This is a genomic window from Pseudomonas sp. YQ_5 (genome assembly GCF_043103305.1).
Classification (GTDB): Bacteria; Pseudomonadota; Gammaproteobacteria; order Pseudomonadales; family Pseudomonadaceae; genus Aquipseudomonas; species Aquipseudomonas putida_Y.
Genome location: NZ_JBICJS010000055.1, coordinates 1 through 20,063 on the forward strand (window position 1 = coordinate 1; position 20,063 = coordinate 20,063).

19 protein-coding genes are annotated in these 20,063 nt (G+C 61.9%); 10 read left to right on the plus strand and 9 right to left on the minus strand.

Features of this window, described 5'->3' with window-relative positions; genetic code table 11:
• Positions 1 to 587 precede the first annotated feature (587 nt).
• From hemB to glaH, 5 genes are all read right to left on the minus strand, one after another.
• Complete coding sequence (gene hemB, locus ACF8EA_RS12480; protein WP_020192985.1) at positions 588 to 1,562, minus strand: porphobilinogen synthase; 975 nt, start codon at positions 1,560 to 1,562, stop codon at positions 588 to 590.
• A 160-nt stretch (positions 1,563 to 1,722) separates the two neighbouring features.
• Positions 1,723 to 2,616, minus strand: a complete 894-nt coding sequence (locus tag ACF8EA_RS12485) for a PA4780 family RIO1-like protein kinase (RefSeq protein ID WP_274147591.1) — start codon at positions 2,614 to 2,616, stop codon at positions 1,723 to 1,725.
• Between the two features lie 87 nt (positions 2,617 to 2,703).
• Positions 2,704 to 4,095, minus strand: a complete 1,392-nt coding sequence (gene gabP / locus ACF8EA_RS12490; RefSeq protein ID WP_103444505.1) for a GABA permease — start codon at positions 4,093 to 4,095, stop codon at positions 2,704 to 2,706.
• 150 nt (positions 4,096 to 4,245) lie between these two features.
• A complete protein-coding gene (gene lhgO, locus ACF8EA_RS12495) occupies positions 4,246 to 5,496 on the minus strand; it encodes an L-2-hydroxyglutarate oxidase (RefSeq protein WP_392522155.1) in 1,251 nt (416 codons plus the stop codon).
• 114 nt (positions 5,497 to 5,610) lie between these two features.
• Positions 5,611 to 6,588 (minus strand): glutarate dioxygenase GlaH, encoded by a 978-nt coding sequence (glaH, locus tag ACF8EA_RS12500; RefSeq protein WP_392522157.1) that lies wholly within the window; start codon positions 6,586 to 6,588, stop codon positions 5,611 to 5,613.
• A gap of 195 nt (positions 6,589 to 6,783) precedes the next feature.
• Here glaH and csiR point away from each other — a divergent pair, with 195 nt between their 5' ends.
• From csiR to ACF8EA_RS12515, 3 genes are all read left to right on the plus strand, one after another.
• The gene (gene csiR, locus ACF8EA_RS12505; protein ID WP_021782394.1) at positions 6,784 to 7,479 is read left to right on the plus strand and encodes a DNA-binding transcriptional regulator CsiR; all 696 of its coding nucleotides are present in this window, start codon (positions 6,784 to 6,786) and stop codon (positions 7,477 to 7,479) included.
• Between the two features lie 74 nt (positions 7,480 to 7,553).
• Positions 7,554 to 8,234 carry a response regulator transcription factor gene (locus ACF8EA_RS12510; protein WP_003248078.1) on the plus strand — a complete coding sequence of 227 codons (681 nt, stop codon included), beginning with the start codon at positions 7,554 to 7,556 and terminating at the stop codon, positions 8,232 to 8,234.
• Positions 8,212 to 9,603, plus strand: a complete 1,392-nt coding sequence (locus ACF8EA_RS12515; RefSeq protein ID WP_392522158.1) for a sensor histidine kinase — start codon at positions 8,212 to 8,214, stop codon at positions 9,601 to 9,603. The genes ACF8EA_RS12510 and ACF8EA_RS12515 overlap by 23 nt, the downstream gene beginning before the upstream one ends.
• 129 nt (positions 9,604 to 9,732) lie before the next feature.
• Here the strand turns inward: ACF8EA_RS12515 and cysS are convergent, their stop codons facing one another.
• Positions 9,733 to 11,115 carry a cysteine--tRNA ligase gene (cysS, locus tag ACF8EA_RS12520; protein WP_021782392.1) on the minus strand — a complete coding sequence of 461 codons (1,383 nt, stop codon included), beginning with the start codon at positions 11,113 to 11,115 and terminating at the stop codon, positions 9,733 to 9,735.
• 9 nt (positions 11,116 to 11,124) lie between these two features.
• Positions 11,125 to 12,828, minus strand: a complete 1,704-nt coding sequence (locus tag ACF8EA_RS12525) for a glutamine--tRNA ligase/YqeY domain fusion protein (protein ID WP_010953806.1) — start codon at positions 12,826 to 12,828, stop codon at positions 11,125 to 11,127.
• Between the two features lie 247 nt (positions 12,829 to 13,075).
• On the opposite strand from ACF8EA_RS12525, the gene ACF8EA_RS12530 reads away from it, so the two are divergent.
• Both ACF8EA_RS12530 and ACF8EA_RS12535 read left to right on the plus strand, forming a co-directional pair.
• Entirely contained in the window at positions 13,076 to 13,576 is a 501-nt protein-coding gene (locus ACF8EA_RS12530) for a peptidylprolyl isomerase (RefSeq protein ID WP_021782390.1), read from the plus strand.
• A complete protein-coding gene (locus tag ACF8EA_RS12535) occupies positions 13,573 to 14,295 on the plus strand; it encodes a UDP-2,3-diacylglucosamine diphosphatase (protein ID WP_021782389.1) in 723 nt (240 codons plus the stop codon). The genes ACF8EA_RS12530 and ACF8EA_RS12535 overlap by 4 nt, the downstream gene beginning before the upstream one ends.
• Positions 14,296 to 14,376: 81 nt before the next feature.
• Here the strand turns inward: ACF8EA_RS12535 and ACF8EA_RS12540 are convergent, their stop codons facing one another.
• Complete coding sequence (locus ACF8EA_RS12540; RefSeq protein WP_392522159.1) at positions 14,377 to 16,689, minus strand: acylase; 2,313 nt, start codon at positions 16,687 to 16,689, stop codon at positions 14,377 to 14,379.
• A gap of 196 nt (positions 16,690 to 16,885) precedes the next feature.
• Here ACF8EA_RS12540 and ACF8EA_RS12545 point away from each other — a divergent pair, with 196 nt between their 5' ends.
• Positions 16,886 to 17,260 carry a fe2+ zn2+ uptake regulation protein gene (locus ACF8EA_RS12545; protein WP_021782387.1) on the plus strand — a complete coding sequence of 125 codons (375 nt, stop codon included), beginning with the start codon at positions 16,886 to 16,888 and terminating at the stop codon, positions 17,258 to 17,260.
• A 36-nt stretch (positions 17,261 to 17,296) separates the two neighbouring features.
• Here the strand turns inward: ACF8EA_RS12545 and ACF8EA_RS12550 are convergent, their stop codons facing one another.
• Entirely contained in the window at positions 17,297 to 17,485 is a 189-nt protein-coding gene (locus ACF8EA_RS12550; RefSeq protein ID WP_003248064.1) for a hypothetical protein, read from the minus strand.
• A 151-nt stretch (positions 17,486 to 17,636) separates the two neighbouring features.
• Between ACF8EA_RS12550 and ACF8EA_RS12555 the strand changes: the two genes are divergently transcribed.
• The 4 genes from ACF8EA_RS12555 to ACF8EA_RS12570 all read left to right on the plus strand — a co-directional run bounded on the left by ACF8EA_RS12555 (position 17,637) and on the right by ACF8EA_RS12570 (position 20,063).
• Positions 17,637 to 18,095: a hypothetical protein gene (locus tag ACF8EA_RS12555; protein ID WP_103444508.1), complete on the plus strand. Its 459-nt coding sequence runs from the start codon at positions 17,637 to 17,639 to the stop codon at positions 18,093 to 18,095.
• Positions 18,096 to 18,346: 251 nt separating this feature from the next.
• Positions 18,347 to 18,727 (plus strand): Mor transcription activator family protein, encoded by a 381-nt coding sequence (locus tag ACF8EA_RS12560; protein WP_021782385.1) that lies wholly within the window; start codon positions 18,347 to 18,349, stop codon positions 18,725 to 18,727.
• 61 nt (positions 18,728 to 18,788) lie between these two features.
• Positions 18,789 to 19,433: a DUF2589 domain-containing protein gene (locus tag ACF8EA_RS12565; protein ID WP_274147579.1), complete on the plus strand. Its 645-nt coding sequence runs from the start codon at positions 18,789 to 18,791 to the stop codon at positions 19,431 to 19,433.
• 75 nt (positions 19,434 to 19,508) lie between these two features.
• Complete coding sequence (locus ACF8EA_RS12570; protein WP_021782383.1) at positions 19,509 to 20,063, plus strand: DUF2589 domain-containing protein; 555 nt, start codon at positions 19,509 to 19,511, stop codon at positions 20,061 to 20,063.

Here is a 20,063-nt window from a genome sequence, read left to right on the forward strand (position 1 = left end):
CTGTCAGGCATCACCCTCGGCTTCTGGCCGGGATTCGGAGTGACAGATTCCGTTGTAGGAAATTTCTGCATTACGGCTACCAACGAGACAGTGACGCCTACTAGCGGCATAACCTGTTCGGCCCTTGGTGGCGCGGTTATCCGCCACTTACTACGGCTTCGGCTGACTTCTGCACGTTCATCCCGTCGCCTCTCGACGCTCGGTAGCACATCGGCAAACGTGCAGATCTCCCAGGGTAATTCGCGCGACCTTCCTGCTTATGCCTGTCGGATTTACGTCACATCGCCCCGTGCAAGTATTGGGCTTTGACGATTTAGGCCGCCTCACCCCGCTGTGCCGCCTCTATCCGCTTCCTGTTCGTCAGGCCAGCAGTTTGCCTCGGGCTTCCTTCAGATTCGCGGTCACCCACGACACCCTTGCCTCCGGCTAACACTTCCCCTTGCCGGGTGTGTAGAGGACTTTCACCTCCAAGTCACCCACTTTGGCCACCACAACCAAGCGGGTTGCGCTACGCGCAACGCGCCATGCCTGGCGCACCCAAAGAAAAGCCGCTGCAATGGCAGCGGCTTTCATGCCGGAGGCTGGCTTCAGATACCTTCGCGCGCCAGGTCCATGGCGAAGTAGGTCAGGATCAGGTCGGCACCGGCACGCTTGATTGCGCCAATGCTTTCGCGCACCACCCTGCCTTCGTCGATGGCACCGGCCAGGCCGCCGAACTTGATCATCGCATACTCGCCACTCACCTGGTACGCCGCCAGTGGCAGGCGCGAAGCGGCGCGGATGTCGGCGATCACATCAAGGTAGGCACCGGCCGGCTTGACCATCAGCACGTCCGCCCCTTCCTGCTCGTCGAGCAGCGACTCGCGCACCGCTTCGCGGCGGTTCATCGGGTTCATCTGGTAGCTTTTGCGGTCGCCCTTCAGGGCGGTGCCACCGGCCTCACGGAACGGGCCATACAACGACGAGGCGAACTTGGTGGAGTAGGCCATGATCGCGGTGTCGTGGAAACCGGCACCGTCCAAGGCACTGCGGATAGCCTGCACCTGGCCGTCCATCGCCGCCGAGGGGGCAATGAAGTCGGCACCGGCAGCAGCGGCGATGACTGCCTGCCTGCCCAGGTTGGCCAGGGTGGCGTCGTTGTCCACACCATGGTCATGCAGCACGCCGCAGTGGCCGTGGCTGGTGTATTCGCAGAAGCAGGTGTCGGACATCACCACCATTTCCGGCACGGTGTCCTTGCAGATACGCGACATGCGCGCAACCAGGCCGTTTTCGTTCCAGGTGTCGCTACCATCAGCATCCAGGTGGTGCGATACGCCAAAGGTCATCACCGACTTGATACCGGCGCGGGCATAGCGCTCGATTTCCTGGGCCAACAGCTTCTCGGGGATACGGTTGACACCGGGCATGCTGGTGATCGGCACGAAATCATCGATGCCCTCTTCGACGAAGATCGGCAGGATCAGGTCTTCAAGGCGGAACTCGGTTTCCTGGAAGATCGTGCGCAGGGACTCGTTCTGGCGCAGGCGGCGGGGACGAACGGACGGGAATTGGTTGGACATGACAGCTCCAGGGAATTTGAACGGCGTATACCTTATGCCTGTCGCGCGCCAGTGAAAAGGCTAAATGACGAGATTGTGTCTTGCGTCAATGGCAACGCCCGGGTTTGCCTGTGTTGGCCTCTTCGCGGGCAAACCCGCGAAGAGGCGGTACAGGAATAAACTACTGCAGCCAGGGCGGCGTTACCTCCTCTGCCTTGGCCGGCCCATGCTCGGCCTCGGCGCGTGCTGCACGGCGGCGAGCGTCGTCCATCCGGGCGGCGTCGATCTCACGCATCACCCCGGTTACATCAGCTTCATGTTCGTCATCCTCGAACACCCCGGTCAACGGGCTGTCGGGCAGCAACGCGCCGGCCTCGTACAACGCCCACATCTCCTGCGCATAGCGGGTGCTTTTCAGCTCCGGGGCAAAGCGCCCGAAATAATGGGCCATGTTGTCCACATCGCGCTGCAGCATGCTGAAGGCGTGGTTGTTGGCGGCGGCATCCACTGCCTGCGGCAGGTCGATGATCACCGGCCCGTCCGGGCCGAGCAGCACGTTGAACTCGGACAAATCGCCATGCACCATTCCGGCGCACAGCATCAACACGATCTGGCGAATGACGAAGGCATGGAACGCGCGGGCATCTTCAACTTCCAGGTGTACGTCGTTCAGGCGCGGGGCCGCATCGCCATCGGCATCGGTCACCAGCTCCATCAGTAGCACGCCGTCCTGGAAGTCGTAAGGCTTGGGCACCCGTACACCCGCACCGGCCAAACGGAACAGCGCAGCCACTTCGGCGTTCTGCCAGGCATCCTCGGCTTCTTTGCGGCCGTACTTGCTGCCCTTGGCCATGGCCCGGGCCTGACGGCTGTTGCGCACCTTGCGGCCTTCCTGGTATTCGGCGGCCTGGCGGAAACTGCGCTTGTTGGCTTCTTTGTAGACCTTGGCGCAGCGTACCTCGCTGCCACAGCGCACCACGTACACAGCGGCTTCCTTGCCACTCATCAACGGCCGTAGTACTTCGTCGACAAGGCCGTCTTCGATCAACGGTTCGATTCTTTTAGGTGTCTTCATCAGGCTGCGTTCAGGGTCCTGGCTTTGTTGGCGGACATCCTCTCACAGCCTGATGCGACTTGCTCGTCTGTCTTCAGGCCAGACGAATCAGGCGCGCTGCCCTACGCCAGCAACCGCCGCCCCGCGCGCCCGGCGTCGGGTGACCAGCACCCCCGAGCACACCACCAACACCGCCAGCACCATCGTCGAGACCACTTCCAGGCGATGATCCGGGCGGAACAGCATCAATACCAGTACGCCGCTGATGAACAGGATCACACCCCAGGTCAGCCACGGGAACAGCCACATGCGGTAACCAAGTGTCTTGCCCTGTGCCGTCAGGCGCTGGCGCAAGCGCAGCTGGGAAATGGCGATGACCAGATACACCAGCAGGGCAATGGCGCCGGAGCTTGCCATGAGGAAGCCAAACACCTTGGCCGGCACCAGGTAGTTGGCGATCACCGCCAGGAATGCAGCCCCCGTCGACAACAGCACGGCCACCACGGGTGTACCACTGCGGCTGGTTATCTGGGCACAGGCCGGGGCATCACCACGACGGCTAAGCGAATAGACCATGCGCGAGGCGGTGTACAGCGACGAGTTGAGGCAACTGGTCACCGAGGTCAGCACCACGAAGTCGATGATGGCCTTGGCATTTGGCACGCCCAAGGTGTCCAGCACCGTGACATAAGAGCCTTCGGTAGCCAGGCGTGGGTCGGTCCACGGTACCAGTGCGATGACGATGAAGATCGACAGGATGTAGAACAGCGTTATCCGCCAGATCACCGAATTGGTGGCTTTGGAAATATGCTTGCCCGCCTCGTCGGATTCAGCCGCAGCAATGGTCACCACCTCGGCCCCGAGGAACGAGAACATGGTGATCAGCATGGCGCTCAGCACCGCACCAAAGCCGTTGGGCATGAAGCCACCGGTATCCCACAGGCGCGAGACGCCGCTGACGCCGGACCCCGGCAACAGGCCGAAAATGGCGCAAACACCCAGGGCGATGAAGCAGACGATGGCCACCACCTTGACCAGTGCCAACCAGAACTCGAACTCACCGTAGTTCTTCACGCTGAACAGGTTGGTGGCCGTTAGCAGCAACGTGATCACCAACGACAGCACCCAGATCTCCAGCTGCGGGACCCAGGAGTTGATGATGGTAGCGGCGATATTGGCCTCGATCGGGATGATCAGTACCCAGAACCACCAGTACAGCCAACCGATGGTGTATCCGGCCCATTTGCCGATGGCGAGGTCGGCATAGGTTGAGAACGAGCCGGTGTCCGGAGAGGCAACGGCCATTTCGGCCAGCATGCGCATCACCAGCACCACCAGGCCGCCCGCCAGGATATAGGCCAGGATGGTGGCCGGCCCCGCTTCGGCGATGGCGCGGCCAGAGCCGACAAACAGCCCGGCGCCGATCACGCCGGCAATGGACAGCATGGTGACATGCCGTGATTTCAATCCATGACTCAAATTGTTCTTGTGGGTTTGCATGGCGCTACCTTGTTGTTTTTGTCATGCCCACGCAGGGGCCGCCGGCTGCACGTCACCGACGCAGGCGCGAAAAAGCCCGCCCTGCCCTGAATGGTGAGCAGGGCAGTACGGGTTGAGTAAAACGAAACCGCAGAAGGTGTTACCGGGCTGTCAGCTGGCAGCCCTCTGGCTGGCCGACAGGTCGGCCTTGGGGAAGTTGCCGCCCTGCAGGCCGACCTGCTCGCACACTTTCTCGACGATGTAGGCGCCGATCGGTATGGCCGACGTAGCGGCTGGCGACGGTGCGTTGCACACGTTGACACTGCGTGCGGTGTTGACGAACAGGAAATCGTCGATCAGCTTGCCGTCGCGCGACACCGCCTGGGCACGCACGCCGGCCGGGTAAGGCGTGAGGTCGGCTTTGGTAATGCTCGGGCAGTACTTCTGCACCTGCTTGAGGTACCCGCCCTTGAACAGCGAGTTCTTCATCTCGATCAGGCCCGGGCGGAAGTTCTTCGCCAGCACCTTGAGGATGCCGGGCGTGGTCAGGGTCTGGAACAGGTCGCTGGGGCTGACATCGGTCTTGCGGTAGCCCTCGCGCTTCATCGCCAGGACGGCGTTGGGGCCTACGGTGACGGTACCGTCGATCATGCGGGTAAGGTGCACCCCAAGGAAGGGCATCGCCGGGTCGGGAATCGGGTAGATCAGGTGGTTGACGATCTGATTGTGCTGCTTGGGCAACAGGTAGTATTCGCCACGGAACGGGCAGATCACGAACTCGGTACGCAGCCCGAGCATGCCCACCACGCGGTCGGCCATCAGCCCCGAGCAGGTCACCAGGAAACGGCTGCGCAGTTCATCACGCTGAGTGCGCACGATCACTTCATTTGCCTGTTCCTGCAGGCCGACCACTTCTGCGCCATAGCGGATTTCGCCACCGGCACGCTGGAACTCTGCGGCCATCGCAGCGGTTACCTGGGCGTAATTGACGATGCCGCTGGACGGTACGAAGATGCCCCCCATACCAACGATGTTGGGCTCACGCTCGCGCAACTCCTCAGCCGACAGCCAGTAGCGCTCCAGGCCATTGGCCGCCGTGCGCTCCCACAGCGCCTTCATGCGCTGCATTTCCAGATCGTTGGTGGCGACCAGCAGCTTGCCGCACTCATCGAAGCGGATGCCATGTTGGGTGCAGAAGGCTTTGGTCGCCTTGTTGCCTTCAAGGCAGAAGCGCGCCTTGAGGCTGCCGGGGGTGTAATACACGCCGGCGTGGATCACGCCGCTGTTATGGCCGGTCTGATGGCGGGCCGGGCCAGACTCTTTCTCCAGCAGGAGCATCTTCGCATCCGGGTAGACCTTGATCAGGTGCATGGCCGTGGACATGCCCACAATCCCGCCGCCAATAATGATGAAATCGTACACAGCCTTACCTCACACGCAGGCATTGCCTGGCAGGCTCACCAAGGCCCGCACGGGGCCTGGTGGCATTGTTATGTGCAAAAACGCATGGGCGGGCGCCCGCCCCGCGCCCTGTCATTATTGCCCGCGCTGGTACAGCGGCTTGGGGAAGGCGACGTAACCACGCTGGCGCATCAGTTCGCGGCGCAGGCCCTCGTGCGGGGTGAAGCGATCGCGGCCATGCAGCCAGAACAGGTTGTTGATCAGCAGGAAACTGCCTACGCCAACCGGCACCGAGACTTTCTTGCCGCTGCCTTCCAGCGACTCGGACAAGGCATTCAGCCAGATACCTTCCTCGTAGTTTTCCGGCTGCACGAACTGGTCAATGTAGCGCATGGTCGGCCGGCCTTCGGCATCGGTGTCGAATACCGAATGGAACACATCTTCGGCAACCTTTTTGCTCGGCGGTGCGGTCCAGCGCATTTCGCGGCGGGCCATCGGGTGACGGAAGAACGCCTCGCACTCCTCCCAGTCGTCCAGGTGCAGCAGCAGCGAGTTGCCCCCTTCCATGTTCTTTTCGTCGATCTTCAGCATCAGCACGTAGTCGGTGATCTGGTTCACGAACGTGCCGTCGTTGTGCAGCTCCATGACCCGGTGCGGCTGGCGCAGGTAGCTGTCGGAGTTGTCGCTGTTGACCACCACGAAGCGCGCATAGAACTGGCCACTCATGGCGTCATAGTTGGAACGGCCGATCAGGTGGGCGCAGGCGGTGGTGAACTTGACCATGTCTTCGGCCTGGCTCACGTCATCCAGGCCGATCGGGGTAATCAGCATGCCGCCTGTGGCGCGGTCGAGGATGGTGTTGAGCAGCACCGGGCGCAGCGTGCCCTGGCACAGCTCGTCAAGGATCTCGCCTACGCGAAAACGCAGGAACGACTTGTACTCCAATGCCTGCACCGGCCATTGGGCAACGGCCTGCACGAACGCTTCGACGGTTTCCCGGGCAAAGGTCAGTTCCAGCAGGCGCGGCGACTGTTTCGAGGGGGCGATGGTATAGCCCTGCGGTTCGAGTGGCAGCGGCATGACAAGTTCGTCGATCTGGGTAAAGGCGTTCATGGCAATGTCCTGGCTAAAAAAGTACGTGGCGCCGTCCGGTCATGACCTGGATCAGTGCGGGCGAGGTAAAAATATCGCCACCAGTCCAAAATGTCTACATTTTTATGTTTCGGAGATACTTCTTGAGTTTGTCCATTGTTTTTCGTGGGCAGAGGGTTTCGGTATGATCGGCAAAACGTTTTGAGGAACAGGATCTTGGAAGCGCTCGCCCCCCGACAAAACTCAGCATTCAGCGGGTATGAGAGGCTCAAGCAGGACATCATCCGCGGGGTGTTCAAGCCCGGTGAAAAACTGCTGATGAGCGCCCTCAAGGAACGCTACGACCTGGGTGTGGGCCCGCTGCGCGAAGCGCTGTCGCAACTGGTGGCCGAGCACCTGGTCAACGCGATCAGCCAGAAAGGCTACCGGGTAGCGCCCATGTCGCTGGATGAGATGAACGACATCTACGACGCCCGCGCCAACCTGGAAGCGATGATCATCGCCCTGGCCATCGAGCGCGGCGACGACGCCTGGGAGGCGTCTGTGCTGGCCCACTCGCATACCTTGGCCAAGGTGGTGGAAGTGAAAACCCGCGAGCAGCGGCTGGATGTATGGGACGAGCGGCACAAGGCGTTCCACACTGCCATTGCCTCGGGCTGCGGCTCCAAGCACCTGCTGCAGGCACGCACCTACCTGTTCGACCAGGCCGAGCGCTATCGCCACCTGTGGCTGACGCAGACGGTGTTTTCCGAACAGGCGCTGGCACTAAAGCGCCAGGAGCATGCGGCACTGGTCGAGGTGATCCTCGCCCGTGATGCCAAACGCGCCAGTGCCATGATGCGTTCACACCTGATGACACCGGTGCCAATCATCGCGCAGATCATGCATGCCGAAGGCATTGGCGCACGCTAGATGAATTTTTCTTAAATCGCCGGTTGTCTATTCTTTGGCACAATCAAATCTCCATTAGATGCCCGGGAACCAGCATGCCTCGCGTACTGACCATCGAAGACGACGCCGTCACCGGCCAGGAAATCGTCGCCGAACTTACCAGCCACGGCCTGGAGGTGGATTGGGCCGACAATGGCCGTGAAGGCCTGGCCAAGGCCATTGCCGGCGGCTACGACCTGATCACCCTGGACCGTATGCTGCCCGAGGTCGACGGCCTGACCATCGTCACCACCCTGCGCAACCTCAAGATCGCTACGCCGATCCTGATGATCAGCGCCCTCTCCGACGTCGATGAGCGGGTGCGCGGCCTGCGTGCCGGCGGAGACGACTACCTGACCAAGCCGTTTGCCTCCGACGAAATGGCCGCGCGAGTCGAGGTATTGCTGCGCCGCAACAGCGTGCCCATGACCCAGACCCGCTTGCAGGTTGCCGACCTGCAGCTGGACCTGATCAGCCACGAGGCGCGCCGCGGTGACAATACCCTCAACCTGCTGCCCACCGAGTACAAGCTGCTGGAGTACCTGATGCGCCACAGTGGCCAGGTGATCACACGGATGATGATTTTCGAGGAAGTCTGGGGCTATCACTTCGACCCGGGCACCAACCTGATCGACGTGCACATCGGCCGCCTGCGCAAGAAGATCGACTCCCCCGGCCAGTCGCCGCTGATCCGTACGGTACGGGGCTCCGGCTATGCCATTGCTGAACCCGTCTAAGGGCTGGAGCTCCTCTACCAGCCGCCTGCTGGCACTCTACAGCTTTCTGTTCGTGGCCTGGAGCAGCATCCTCATGGGGGTGCTGTATTTCGAAGTGTCCAGCTACCTGAGCAAACTCACCCGTCACTCCATGCTGCAGCGCCAGCACCTGTTCGCACACATGAGCGGCAAGCAGCTGGACGATGCCCTGATTGCCAGCCAGGCCTTCGAGGAGCGCAGCTTTGACGCCTACGGCCTGTTCGACCCCCAGCTCAACCCGATTGGCGGCAGCGTGCGGGCCTTGCCCCCAGAGCTCAGGCTGGACGGCAAGATCCATGAGTTGAAACGCTGCCTGGATGCCGACGATCCTCGCATGCCTCGCGACAGCTGCGACGCAGTGGCAATCAAGGTACAGGATGGCCGGTGGCTGGTGCTGGTGCGTGACAACGGCTCGCTGTTCGTGGTTACCCGAATCATCCTGCACGCCCTGCTGTGGGGCATCTCGCTGACTCTGATACCGGGTTTTGCCGGTTGGTACCTGCTAAGGCGCAGGCCGCTCAAACGTATACGTGCGATCCAGGCCCAGGCCGAACTGATCGTCGCCGGCGACCTGACCCACCGCCTGCCTCTGTCGGCCCGCCGCGACGAGCTGGACATGCTTGCGGCGATCGTCAATGCCATGCTCGACCGTATCGAACGACTGATGCACGAGGTCAAGGGTGTGTGCGACAACATTGCCCATGACCTGCGCACACCGCTGACCCGCCTGCGCGCCCAGCTGTACCGTATTCGCCAGCAAAGCGCCGTGGATTCTGCGCAAGCCGAAGCACTGGACCAGGCCATCGGCGAAACCGACACCTTGATGGCGCGTTTTCGCGGGTTGTTGCGCATCAGCGAGCTGGAAGACCGCCAGCGCCGCGCCGGCTTCGTCCAGCTTGACCCGCATGAACTGCTGGTAGAACTGCACGATTTTTACCTGCCGTTGGCCGAGGATGGCGGCATTCACCTGCAATTGCACCAACCTGCGCAGCTACCGGCACTGCACGGCGACCGCGAACTGCTGTTCGAGGCCTTGGCGAATCTGGTGGGCAACGCGATCAAGTTCACACCCGAGGGGGGTCGTGTGCGCATAAGCGCTACGCTGGATGACAACGGCGTGCACATGGCGATCGAGGATAGCGGGCCTGGAATTCCCGAAGCAGAGCGAACGGCTGTACTGAAACGGTTCTATCGCAGCGATGAAGGCCACCGCCATGCCGGCTTCGGGCTGGGGCTGTCGATCGTGGCGGCGATCGTCGACCTGCATGGGTTCGGGCTGGAGATTGGCGAGAGCGAATTGGGTGGGGCCAGGCTGGTACTGCACTGCCCGCTTGCGGGTCTAGCGAAGTAAAAGCAGGGGCCGCTTTGCGGCCCTTCGCGGACACGCCCGCTCCCACAGGGATAGCGCACACTTGAAATGTCGCGCCAACCTGTGGGAGCGGGCGTGCCCGCGAAGGGCTGCAACGCAGCCCCAGTTACTTCAGTCAGCCAGACGCCAGGTAGTCGTGCCCTTGCTGTCTTCCAGCACTACACCCATGGCGGTCAGCTGGTCGCGAATGCGGTCGGACTCAGCCCAGTTCTTGTCCGCACGTGCCTGCAGGCGCGCCTGGATCAAGCCCTCGACTTCAGCCGCATCGACCTTGCCTTCGGCACCGGCACGCAGGAAGTCATCGGCCTCCAGCTGCAGCACACCCAGCACATCCCCCAGTTCACGCAGTCGACCGGCCAGACCGGCAGCCGCTTCCGGGTCGCTGTCACGCAGGCGGTTGATCTCGCGCACCAGGTCGAACAGAACGGCACAGGCTTCGGGGGTGCCGAAGTCGTCGTTCATCGCCACGCTGAAGCGCTCGACAAAGGCTTCGCCACCCTTGGCCGCCACCCGTGGCAGGCCGCGCAGGGCGTGGTAGAAGCGCTCCAGTGCGCCCTTGGCGTCACGCAGGCTGTCTTCCGAGTAGTTGATCGCGCTGCGGTAGTGGCTGGCCACCAGCAGGTAGCGCACCACCTCCGGGTGGTACTTCTCGAGCACGTCGCGGATGGTGAAGAAGTTGTTCAACGACTTGGACATCTTCTCGCCGTTGATACGGATCATGCCGCAATGCATCCAGGCGTTGGCGTACTGCTTGCCAGTGGCCGCCTCGCTCTGGGCAATCTCGTTTTCGTGGTGCGGGAACTCCAGGTCGCTGCCGCCACCGTGAATGTCGAAACTCTCGCCCAGGCAGCAGGTGGACATCACCGAGCACTCGATGTGCCAGCCCGGGCGACCCGGGCCCCATGGCGATTCCCAGCTCGGCTCGCCCGGCTTGACGCCCTTCCACAGTACGAAGTCGAGCGGGTCCTGCTTGGCTTCGTCGACCTCGATGCGTGCACCGATACGCAGGTCTTCGATCTTCTTGCGCGACAGCTTGCCGTAACCGACGAACTTGCCGACGCGGTAGTACACGTCGCCATTGCCTGGCGCGTAGGCGTACCCCTTGTCGATCAGGGTCTGGATCATCGCGTGCATGCCGGCGATATGGTCGGTGGCACGCGGTTCCTGGTCTGGCGGCAGGATGTTCAGGCGGCGTTCGTCTTCGTGCATCGCGTCGATCATGCGAGCAGTCAGGGCGTCGAAACTTTCGCCGTTCTCGTTGGCCCGGTTGATGATCTTGTCATCGATGTCGGTGATGTTGCGCACGTAGGTGAGCTCATAGCCACTCTTGCGCAGCCAGCGGGTGACCAGGTCGAAGGCCACCATGCTGCGGCCATGGCCCAGGTGGCAGTAGTCGTACACGGTCATGCCGCACACGTACATGCGCACCTTGTTGCCATCCAGCGGCTTGAAGACTTCCTTGGTTTTGCTCAGGGTGTTGTAGATGGTAAGCACGGCGGTTCCTCAGCTGCCCCAGGAGTCACGCAGGGTGACAGTGCGGTTGAACACCGGGCGACCCGGCTGGCTGTCTTTCAGGTCGGCGCAGAAGTAGCCTTCGCGCTCGAACTGGAAGCGGTCCTCGGGCTGCGCCTGGGCCAGCGACGGCTCGGCACGGCAACCGCTGAGCACTTGCAGCGAAGCAGGGTTGATGTTGTCCAGGAAGCTGCCGCCCTCCTCGGTCTTTTCCGGGTTCGGCGAGCGGAACAGGCGGTCGTACAGGCGCACTTCGCACTCGACGCTGCCCTCGGCCGGCACCCAGTGGATCACGCCCTTGACCTTGCGGCCTTCAGGGTTCTTGCCCAGGGTGTCCGGGTCGTACGAGCAACGCAGTTCGACGATATTGCCATCGGCGTCCTTGATCGCTTCGTCGGCACGAATCACGTAGCTGCCCCGCAGGCGCACTTCACCGGCCGGTTCCAGACGCTTGTAGCCCTTCGGCGGTTCTTCCATGAAGTCGTCGCGGTCGATGTACAGCTCGCGGGAGAATGGCAGTACACGCACGCCCATGTCTTCCTTCGGGTGACGTGGCAGCTCAAGCTGCTCGACCTGGCCTTCCGGGTAGTTGGTAATGACCACTTTCAGCGGGCGCAGCACGCACATGGCGCGTGGCGCGGTGCGGTCCAGATCGTCACGGATGCTGAACTCGAGCATCGACATGTCGACCACACCGTCGGAACGGTTGGTACCGATCATTTCGCAGAAGTTGCGGATCGAAGCCGGCGTGTAGCCACGGCGACGGAAGCCGGACAAGGTCGACATGCGTGGGTCGTCCCAGGCGTCGACGTGCTTCTCGTCCACAAGCTGCTTGAGTTTGCGCTTGGAGGTGATGGTGTAGTTCAGGTTCAGGCGGCTGAACTCGTACTGGCGCGGGTGTGCCGGCACCGGCAGGTTGTCGAGGAACCAGTCGTACAGCGGACGATGCCCTTCGAACTCCAGGGTGCAGATCGAGTGGGTAATGCCTTCGATGGCGTCCGACTGGCCGTGGGTGAAGTCGTAGTTGGGGTAGATGCACCACTTGTCGCCAGTCTGGTGGTGGTGGGCATGGCGAATGCGGTACAGGATAGGGTCGCGCAGGTTCATGTTTGGCGAGGCCATGTCGATCTTGGCCCGCAGCACGCGCTCGCCGTCCTTGAACTCGCCGGCCTTCATGCGGGCGAACAGGTCGAGGTTTTCTTCCACGCTGCGCTCGCGGAACGGGCTGTTCTTGCCCGGCTCCTTGAGGTTGCCGCGGTATTCCTTGGCTTGCTCAGGGGTGAGGTCGCAGACATAGGCCTTGCCACGCTTGATCAACTCGACCGCCCAGTCGTGCAACTGGTCGAAGTAGTCGGAGGCATAGCGCACGTCGCCGCCCCACTCGAAGCCCAGCCATTTGACATCGCTCTGGATGGCGTCGATGTACTCCTGGTCTTCCTTGGCCGGGTTGGTATCGTCGAAACGCAGGTGGCAGACGCCGCCGAACTCCTTGGCCAGGCCGAAGTTGACGCAGATCGACTTGGCGTGGCCGATGTGCAGGTAACCATTGGGCTCCGGCGGGAAACGGGTGACGATGCTGCTGTGCTTGCCCGAGTCCAGGTCGGCCTGGATGATCGGCCGCAGGAAGTTCGCAGGGACAGCGGGGGCGCCTTTGGCAGCGGCGTTGGGCGCGTTGTCGGCAGTGGGCTTGCTCATAGGATCCTTGAATGCGTGTGTCCAGCCTGGGTAGGCCGATTGAATCAAAGGGCCTATCATAGCCGAAGCAGTCAAGCTGCTGACAGCCGCGCCCGGACAAACTGATGTGATTTATCACGGCTTTTTGCCGCAGCCTGGCAAAATGGCCAGTGCGCGCCATGTGTCGCGATCGCCTGATCCTGCGTCTGGTGATAACCCGCGCCCTGCGCACCCTATTTCTGATTGCCTTGAAAGAGCGAGTTTCAGCATGTCCAAAGTCAAACTGACCACCAACCACGGCGACATCGTCCTGCAACTGGACGCCGAGAAAGCGCCGCTGACTACCGAAAACTTCGTTCAGTATGTCAAGGACGGCCACTACAATGGCACCGTATTCCACCGTGTGATCAAAGGCTTCATGATTCAGGGCGGCGGCTTCGAAGCCGGCATGAACCAGAAGAAAACCCGCGCCAGCATCCAGAACGAAGCCGACAACGGCCTGAAGAACAAGAAGTACAGCATCGCCATGGCCCGCACCATGGAGCCGCACTCTGCCTCGGCGCAGTTCTTCATCAACGCCTCCGACAACGACTTCCTCAACCACAGCGGCAAGAACGTGCAAGGCTGGGGCTATGCCGTATTCGGCGAAGTGATCGAAGGCCGTGAAGTGGTCGACGCCATCGAAAAGGTCGCCACCGGTTCCAAAGCTGGCCACCAGGACGTACCGGCAGACGACGTGATCATCGAGAAAGCCGAGATCATTGAGTGATTCTGCTGATCTCTGATCTGCACCTGCAAGAAGAACGCCCGGATATCTCCCGGGCGTTTCTTGATCTGCTCGATGGCCGCGCCCGCCACGCCAAGGCCCTGTACATCCTTGGTGACTTCTTCGAAGCGTGGATTGGCGACGATGCCATGACGCCCTTCCAGCAGTCGATCTGCCAGGCCATGCGCCGGCTGAGCGACAGTGGCACGGCCATCTACCTGATGCATGGCAACCGTGACTTCCTGATTGGCCAGGCCTTTTGCGAAGCTGCGGGCTGCACGCTGTTGAACGACCCCAGCGTGATCGAGCTGGGTGGTGAGCAGGTGCTGCTGATGCACGGCGACACCCTGTGCACCCGCGACCTGGGCTACATGAAGATGCGCCGCCTGCTGCGCAATCCGCTGAGCTTGTGGATCCTGCGCCACCTGCCGCTGTCGGCCCGCTACAAGCTGGCACGCAAGCTGCGCAGCGAAAGCCGCACGCAAGTGCGGATGAAGTCCACCGAAATCGTCGACGTCACGCCAGAAGAAGTCCCCAAGGTGATGGCGGCGCATGGCGTGCGCACCTTGGTGCACGGCCATACCCATCGGCCAGCGATTCACAAGCTGATGGTCGACGGCCAGCCGGCCCGGCGCATCGTGCTGGGCGACTGGGACCGCCGCGGTTGGGCCTTGCAGGTTGACGAACAGGGCTTCCAGCTGGCTCCGTTCGAGTTTTCCTGACATTACAGGGGCTTGCGGGCAAGCCCGCAGGCCCCTGTAGGAGCGGGTTTACCCGCGAATGGGCCGGCGCAGGCTGACGCCTCAGGGCTGGCTGACTACCGCCCCTTTGTCCCGCTCACTGATCACCACTTCCCGATACTCCGGGTCTGCCTTGATCTGCGCCTCGGTAAACGGAATCACCGCCAATTGCTTGGCCGCAAATGCCTTGGTCTGGTCACTGGCATGCGCCGAAGCCTTCTCACTCGACTGGGAAAACGCCAGCAGGCCACGGGCTTCTGGCCCCCTGTCGGTAAAGCTGACCAGTTGCAGGTAGCTGGTGCCACTCACCACCAGCCGCTTGCCCTGCCCGTGCGGCACGCTGTAGATCGCGTTGTACACCCCTAGCGCCTGCGGGCCGCCCGGTACCGGCGTGCCATCAAGGGATTGTTGCACCTGCCCCCAACGGGCATTCCGGGCAACGCCACTTTCACTGACCTGCTTGAGCGACACCAGTGCTGCCTGATGTACCCGCTTGCTCACCGCCGCCTGCTCGACAGCCAGGCCGCGTGGGGTGTGTTGCGGGTCGGCCGGGTTGAATGCCACTCGCCAGCTTTCCGGGTCCTCAGCCAGCGTATTGAAGAGGTTCTGGAAGTGCACGAGGCCCATACCACTGTCGAGGTCGGCCTTGCCGTTCCAGGCGGCCAGGCTGCTGCACACTGGCTGCACCTCTGCACTGGCACCCTTGCACCATTGCAGCAGGTCTGGCAACACCAGGCTGGCCAGGTACACCTCGTCATCGGTGACCATGCGCTGCAATTCATCTACCCCTAGCCGGGCTTTGCCTTGCAGGCGCTGCAGGGCAAAGCGACCACGCATGCCCAGCGGCTGGTCACTGCGGCTGACCAGTGGCGAATAGCCAGTCAGCGGCTGCGCCGGGTTGGCCATCCAGGCCGGGTCGTTGGAGTTCTGCACGAAGTCGTCTCGCTCCAGGCTTGGCAGCAGCCGCGCCGGGAAGATGCCCGGTTGCGCCGCCTGCGCGTCAACTTTCCACTGGCATGCACTGCGCGAGCCATCCAGCACCACCAGGCGTCCTTGCGCCTGTGGGTTACTGCAGGCATCCAGCAGTTGCTGGTCGACATAGGGCACGACCGACTGGTTCAGGTACAAAGCCCGCCCCCCTTCGTCCACGGCCAGCGTGTTGACCCACGGGATACCCTGCAACTGTTCGACCGAACCCTTCAATGCCGCCAGGCTGTCGGCACGGTTGATCTGGTACCACTGCTGCAACACCCGTGTGTTTTCAAGGTTGGCGTCTCGCAAGCTGTAAGCCGCCTGCGCATTCCAGTCCAGGTGACCTGGCCATTGCACCACAGGGCCGAACTGCGAACTGTAGATCTGCCGCTCAATCTGGCTCAGGCTGCCATCCGCGGCCTTGGCCATAACACGGATGGTTTGCCGGGCCATCGGCAGCGACTTGCCATCGAGCACATAGCGGGTCGGGTCTTTGGGGTCGAGTTGCAGGCGGTAGAGTGTGAAGTGCTTGGAGGTGTCCACGGTGTGCGTCCACGCCAGGTGCTTGTTGAAACCGATGTTGACGACCGGCAGGCCTGGTAGCGCCGCGCCCATCACATCGAGCTGGCCAGGAATGGTCAGTTGCATCTGGTAGAAGCGCATGCCGCCCATCCACGGGAAGTGCGGGTTGGCCAGCAACAGGCCGCGGCCATTGGCTGAACGCTGTGCGCCTACTGCCACTGCATTGCTGCCGCGCTCTGCGGCGAACCGCGCCTGACGCGCCAAAGCGGCGGCAAAGCCCGCTGACGATTGCTGGCTGGTCAGCGTTGGCGGTTGCGCCCCCGCCAACGCCTCGACGAACTGCCCGACACCGCCCTCGGCCAGTAAACGGCGGGTCAGTTTGACCAGATCCTGGCTGCTGATGGGCCGCACCCACTCACCATCGCCACACTCGGCGGGCAGCCCTTGACGACGGCGTTCGGCCAACGCCCGGTTGTAGCCGCTGGCATAACCCGCCAGCAACGCCTGCACCGGCGCGGGTTGCGCCTGCAGGAAGGCATCGACCGCCGCTGGGCTATTGAGCCAGGTGAAGAACAGGTCGCTGGTCAGGTTGTCACGCTGCTCCAGGGTCTTGCCCTTGGCGCCGAAATAGCGTGAGCGCTCGCCGCTTACGGTCAGCACTTCATTGGCGAGCAGGCACAGGTTGTCCTGGGCGTAGGCATAGCCGACGCCATAGCCCAGGCCACGCTCATCCTTGGCCACGATATGCGGTACGCCGTAACGGGTGTAACGGATCTGGGCACTGGCGTCGGCTGGCGCGGGCTGCGCCTGCACACCGACGCTGAAGGCCACCAGGGCAGCGGCCAGGCCGGCGCAAGTCATGGGACGGCAAAATGGAAACACGGGCACTCCTCGGGTTCGGGGGTCATCCCGATCAGACGAATGGCCAGATGAATATTTTACGTATTACAAGGCGATGGAACGTCTTGATGAGAAACAGGCATTTTTTTCACGAATGGGTTGCAGTTTTTGCGTTCTCATTCGTCCTAGTAAGTGAGCCACCCACATTTCGGGTTCGTCCACGAAAAGGAGCATTCGCATGCACAACCCGCAAACCTCGATCCAGGCCGGGCGCGCGCCAGGCAAAGCGTCCAAGGGACAGGACGTATTTGCTGAAGAACGAATCGGCAACGAACAGATCCGCGAGCTGTTACGCACCTTCGGCCTGCGCACCAGCCTGATCCGCCTCAAGGTTATCGACGCCTTGCACGCCGCCGACCGCAATGGCCGCAGTATTGGCGTGCGCGGGGTGCACGCACAACTGGAACAACTGGATATCCCGCTGTCGTTCCTCAGTGTGCGCGAAGTGCTCAAGCGCCTGTGCACCGAAGGCGTCATACAACTGGGTAGCGACAAATGTTACAGGCTCAACCCCCAGGCACGCGCCGTACTGGAGCAAACACCCTCGCGCTGAGCGCATGGCCGGCCATGCCTGGCCGGCCCGCGCAGATCAGGGCTTGACCTTGCGCCGCAGAATGCCGTTGATCACCACGACCACCACGGCAATGGCGATGGCCAGCATCTGGAAGGTCTGCTCACTGATCGTGCCCTGCTTCTGCAGGTGGGACAGGCCCAGCATCAGGCCCAGTACCACCAGGATGATCAGAAGTGAATATTTGAGGCGCTGCACATGTGTCATCGAATGTTCCTTGCAACATCAGGGGCAAATGGCTCGCAACGAGCCGCGGCAATGATACAACGGTCACCGCCCCCGGCGCTGGATTTCCTGCTGGGTGGGGTGACGTCAGCCTGAAAGCATGGGGCTCCCTAGCACCCACGCCGGAGGCACCATGTACAAACCCCTGTTGTTCGCATCGCTGTTACTGACCCCGCTCTCCCTTCATGCACTGGACACCCAGCAGACGCCGGCCGAACACCTGCTCGAACTGGGCCGCGAGTTGGCCACCCATGCCGGTGCCAGCCAATGGCAACAACTGTGGCAACGCGTACGCCAGGCCGGCTACCTGCAGCCCGATGCTGCACCGGTACATTTCAGCGTGCCCACTACCCGCTTGCCCGACCTGGCCCGACTGACACTGGCACAGGCCGACCAGGCACAGCCACTGCGTCAGACCCAGGTACTTTACCGCCGCCACTTTGCCGACCAGGTCATCGGCCAGCGCAACGGCCAGCCATTGCACGCGCTGTGCCTGCTGGTCGATTGGCGCACGCTGCCGACGGGCATGCGCGCCACCCCTCAAGCCTATCTGGGTAGCGCCAGCTTGCTGAGCAGCTACCCGTGCGATTGAGGGGTGCCGCACCCACTGCGCGTCATTGCGAGTGACCCGACAGGAAACCAGGCGGCACAGACAGATGTCGACGCCATTTCCTACAGCGCCAGATATCGCTGCCTGCAAATCCTGTTCACCGAAACTACAACCCCCAACCCCTATGCCGCCTAGCGACGCGCCTCGGCTGTCGCACAGAATTTGCTCACACCTTCGACATAACGCCGCGGGTGATCGGGTCGCACATCCCATCTACCCCGAAGGAGCGCCATATGCAAAAGCCAGATTTGAGCCAGATTGATATCAGCCAACTGCCCCACTCGCTGCAGGCCCTGATCGACTGTATCGGCATCGAAAACGCCTACCAACTGACCTGCGCCTATGGCGGCAGGCCCAAGTACATCCCCAAGCACCGCGAGCGCACCAAGCTCGCTGACGTGCTGCCGGCCGAAGCGCTCGACGCACTGATCAAGCGCTTTGCCGGGGTCGCCCTGGAGATCCCCAAGGCTGACCACTTTCTGCGTCAGCTGCGCAACCAGCAGATCCAGAAGGAGAGCGCCAACGGTTTGTCCCGCAGCCTGCTGGCCAATAAGTACGGCCTAAGCCTGCGGCAGATCGGCAACATCCGGCGCCAGGAGCTTTGCACGCGCTGACGCCTGAACACCTTGGCTGCTATTTGCGGCTGACTTACCCCACTAGAGTGAGCTTCTCGATATGTCGTTAGATAACAGCCTTATAGGCTCCGTGATCAATGCCCTGCCGATGGACCGCATGATCGCCGGTCCCTTGCAGGCCATGGTCCAGGCGCAGGTAACCGCCAGCAAATCGTACGCCGACTTCCTGATGCAGGTATGCGTTCAGGATGGCAAGGCCGTCGCCATCCAGTTCGACTACGACGAAACCATCGTCGACGAACAGGGCGAATACAAAGGCGTGGTCAGCAAGACCATGAAAGTGCCGCTGATGGCGGCCATTACCCACCCAAACATCTCCATCGAAGAGGGTAATGTAGAGTTCGAGCTGGTGATCAACCAGATGTCGGAAGATGTTTCCAGCAAGGACATGAATGCAGAAGCTACCGGCTCATTGGGATGGGGGCCGTTCAGGCTGAACGTGAAAGGCAGCGTGAGCCACAAATCCACGCAAACTCGCAAAACAGATACCCGCGCCCGCTATGCCTTCAACACGACCCTGAAACGTCAGGAACCGCCCGAAGCGATGATGAGGGTAATCGAATTCCTCACTGACGCCGCAACCAAGCCAACCGTTGTCCGAACCGCCGAACTGGAATGCCCGGACGAAATCTCCCAGGCGGATACCTTGAAACGGCCTGCGCCTGCAATCCTGCCGACCCCATAAACCGCTGGCGCTTGACCCGATTGCCCCTCCTGCCGGTTTTGGGAGGGGCACACCCTGGCCTGAGGAGTCGAATCGTTGCAAAAGCCCCCCGCCCCCATGACCTCCATTGACCTGCGTGAAATTACCCGTGGCCTGCAAGAAGCCGCCAGTGCCACCAATAGCCTGATTGCCCAGCAGTACATCAACCTGTTTGACCAGTTTTTCGAATGCGACACTGAAGCACTGGGCGCCCCCATGAAAGCCAAGATGGTCGAGGTGGCCATGGATGGGCAGCACATCATGCGCGTCCCCTTGTTTGCGCTGGTGTCACCGAAAGGCCTGGCCCTGGAGCGCATGCAGGTCGACCTGTCGGTAAGGGTCAAAGGCACCGAAGCGCAGCAGGCACTGCTGACCGCAAGCGAGAGCAAGACCGCAAGCTTCAAGGTCACCATTGGCGGCCAAGGCCGTCAGGGCGAAAACCGAGACCCGGACGAAGTGCAGATCCGCATGCAGTTCCAGGCAAGCGAACCGCCAGAGGCTCTGAACCGGTTGATCGAGGAATACACCAACCTGATCGTCCCGGTACGCGCCACCACTCCACCACCCTCACCCGACACCAACGAGTTCATCGAGGCGGCCACCGTCCGTTGA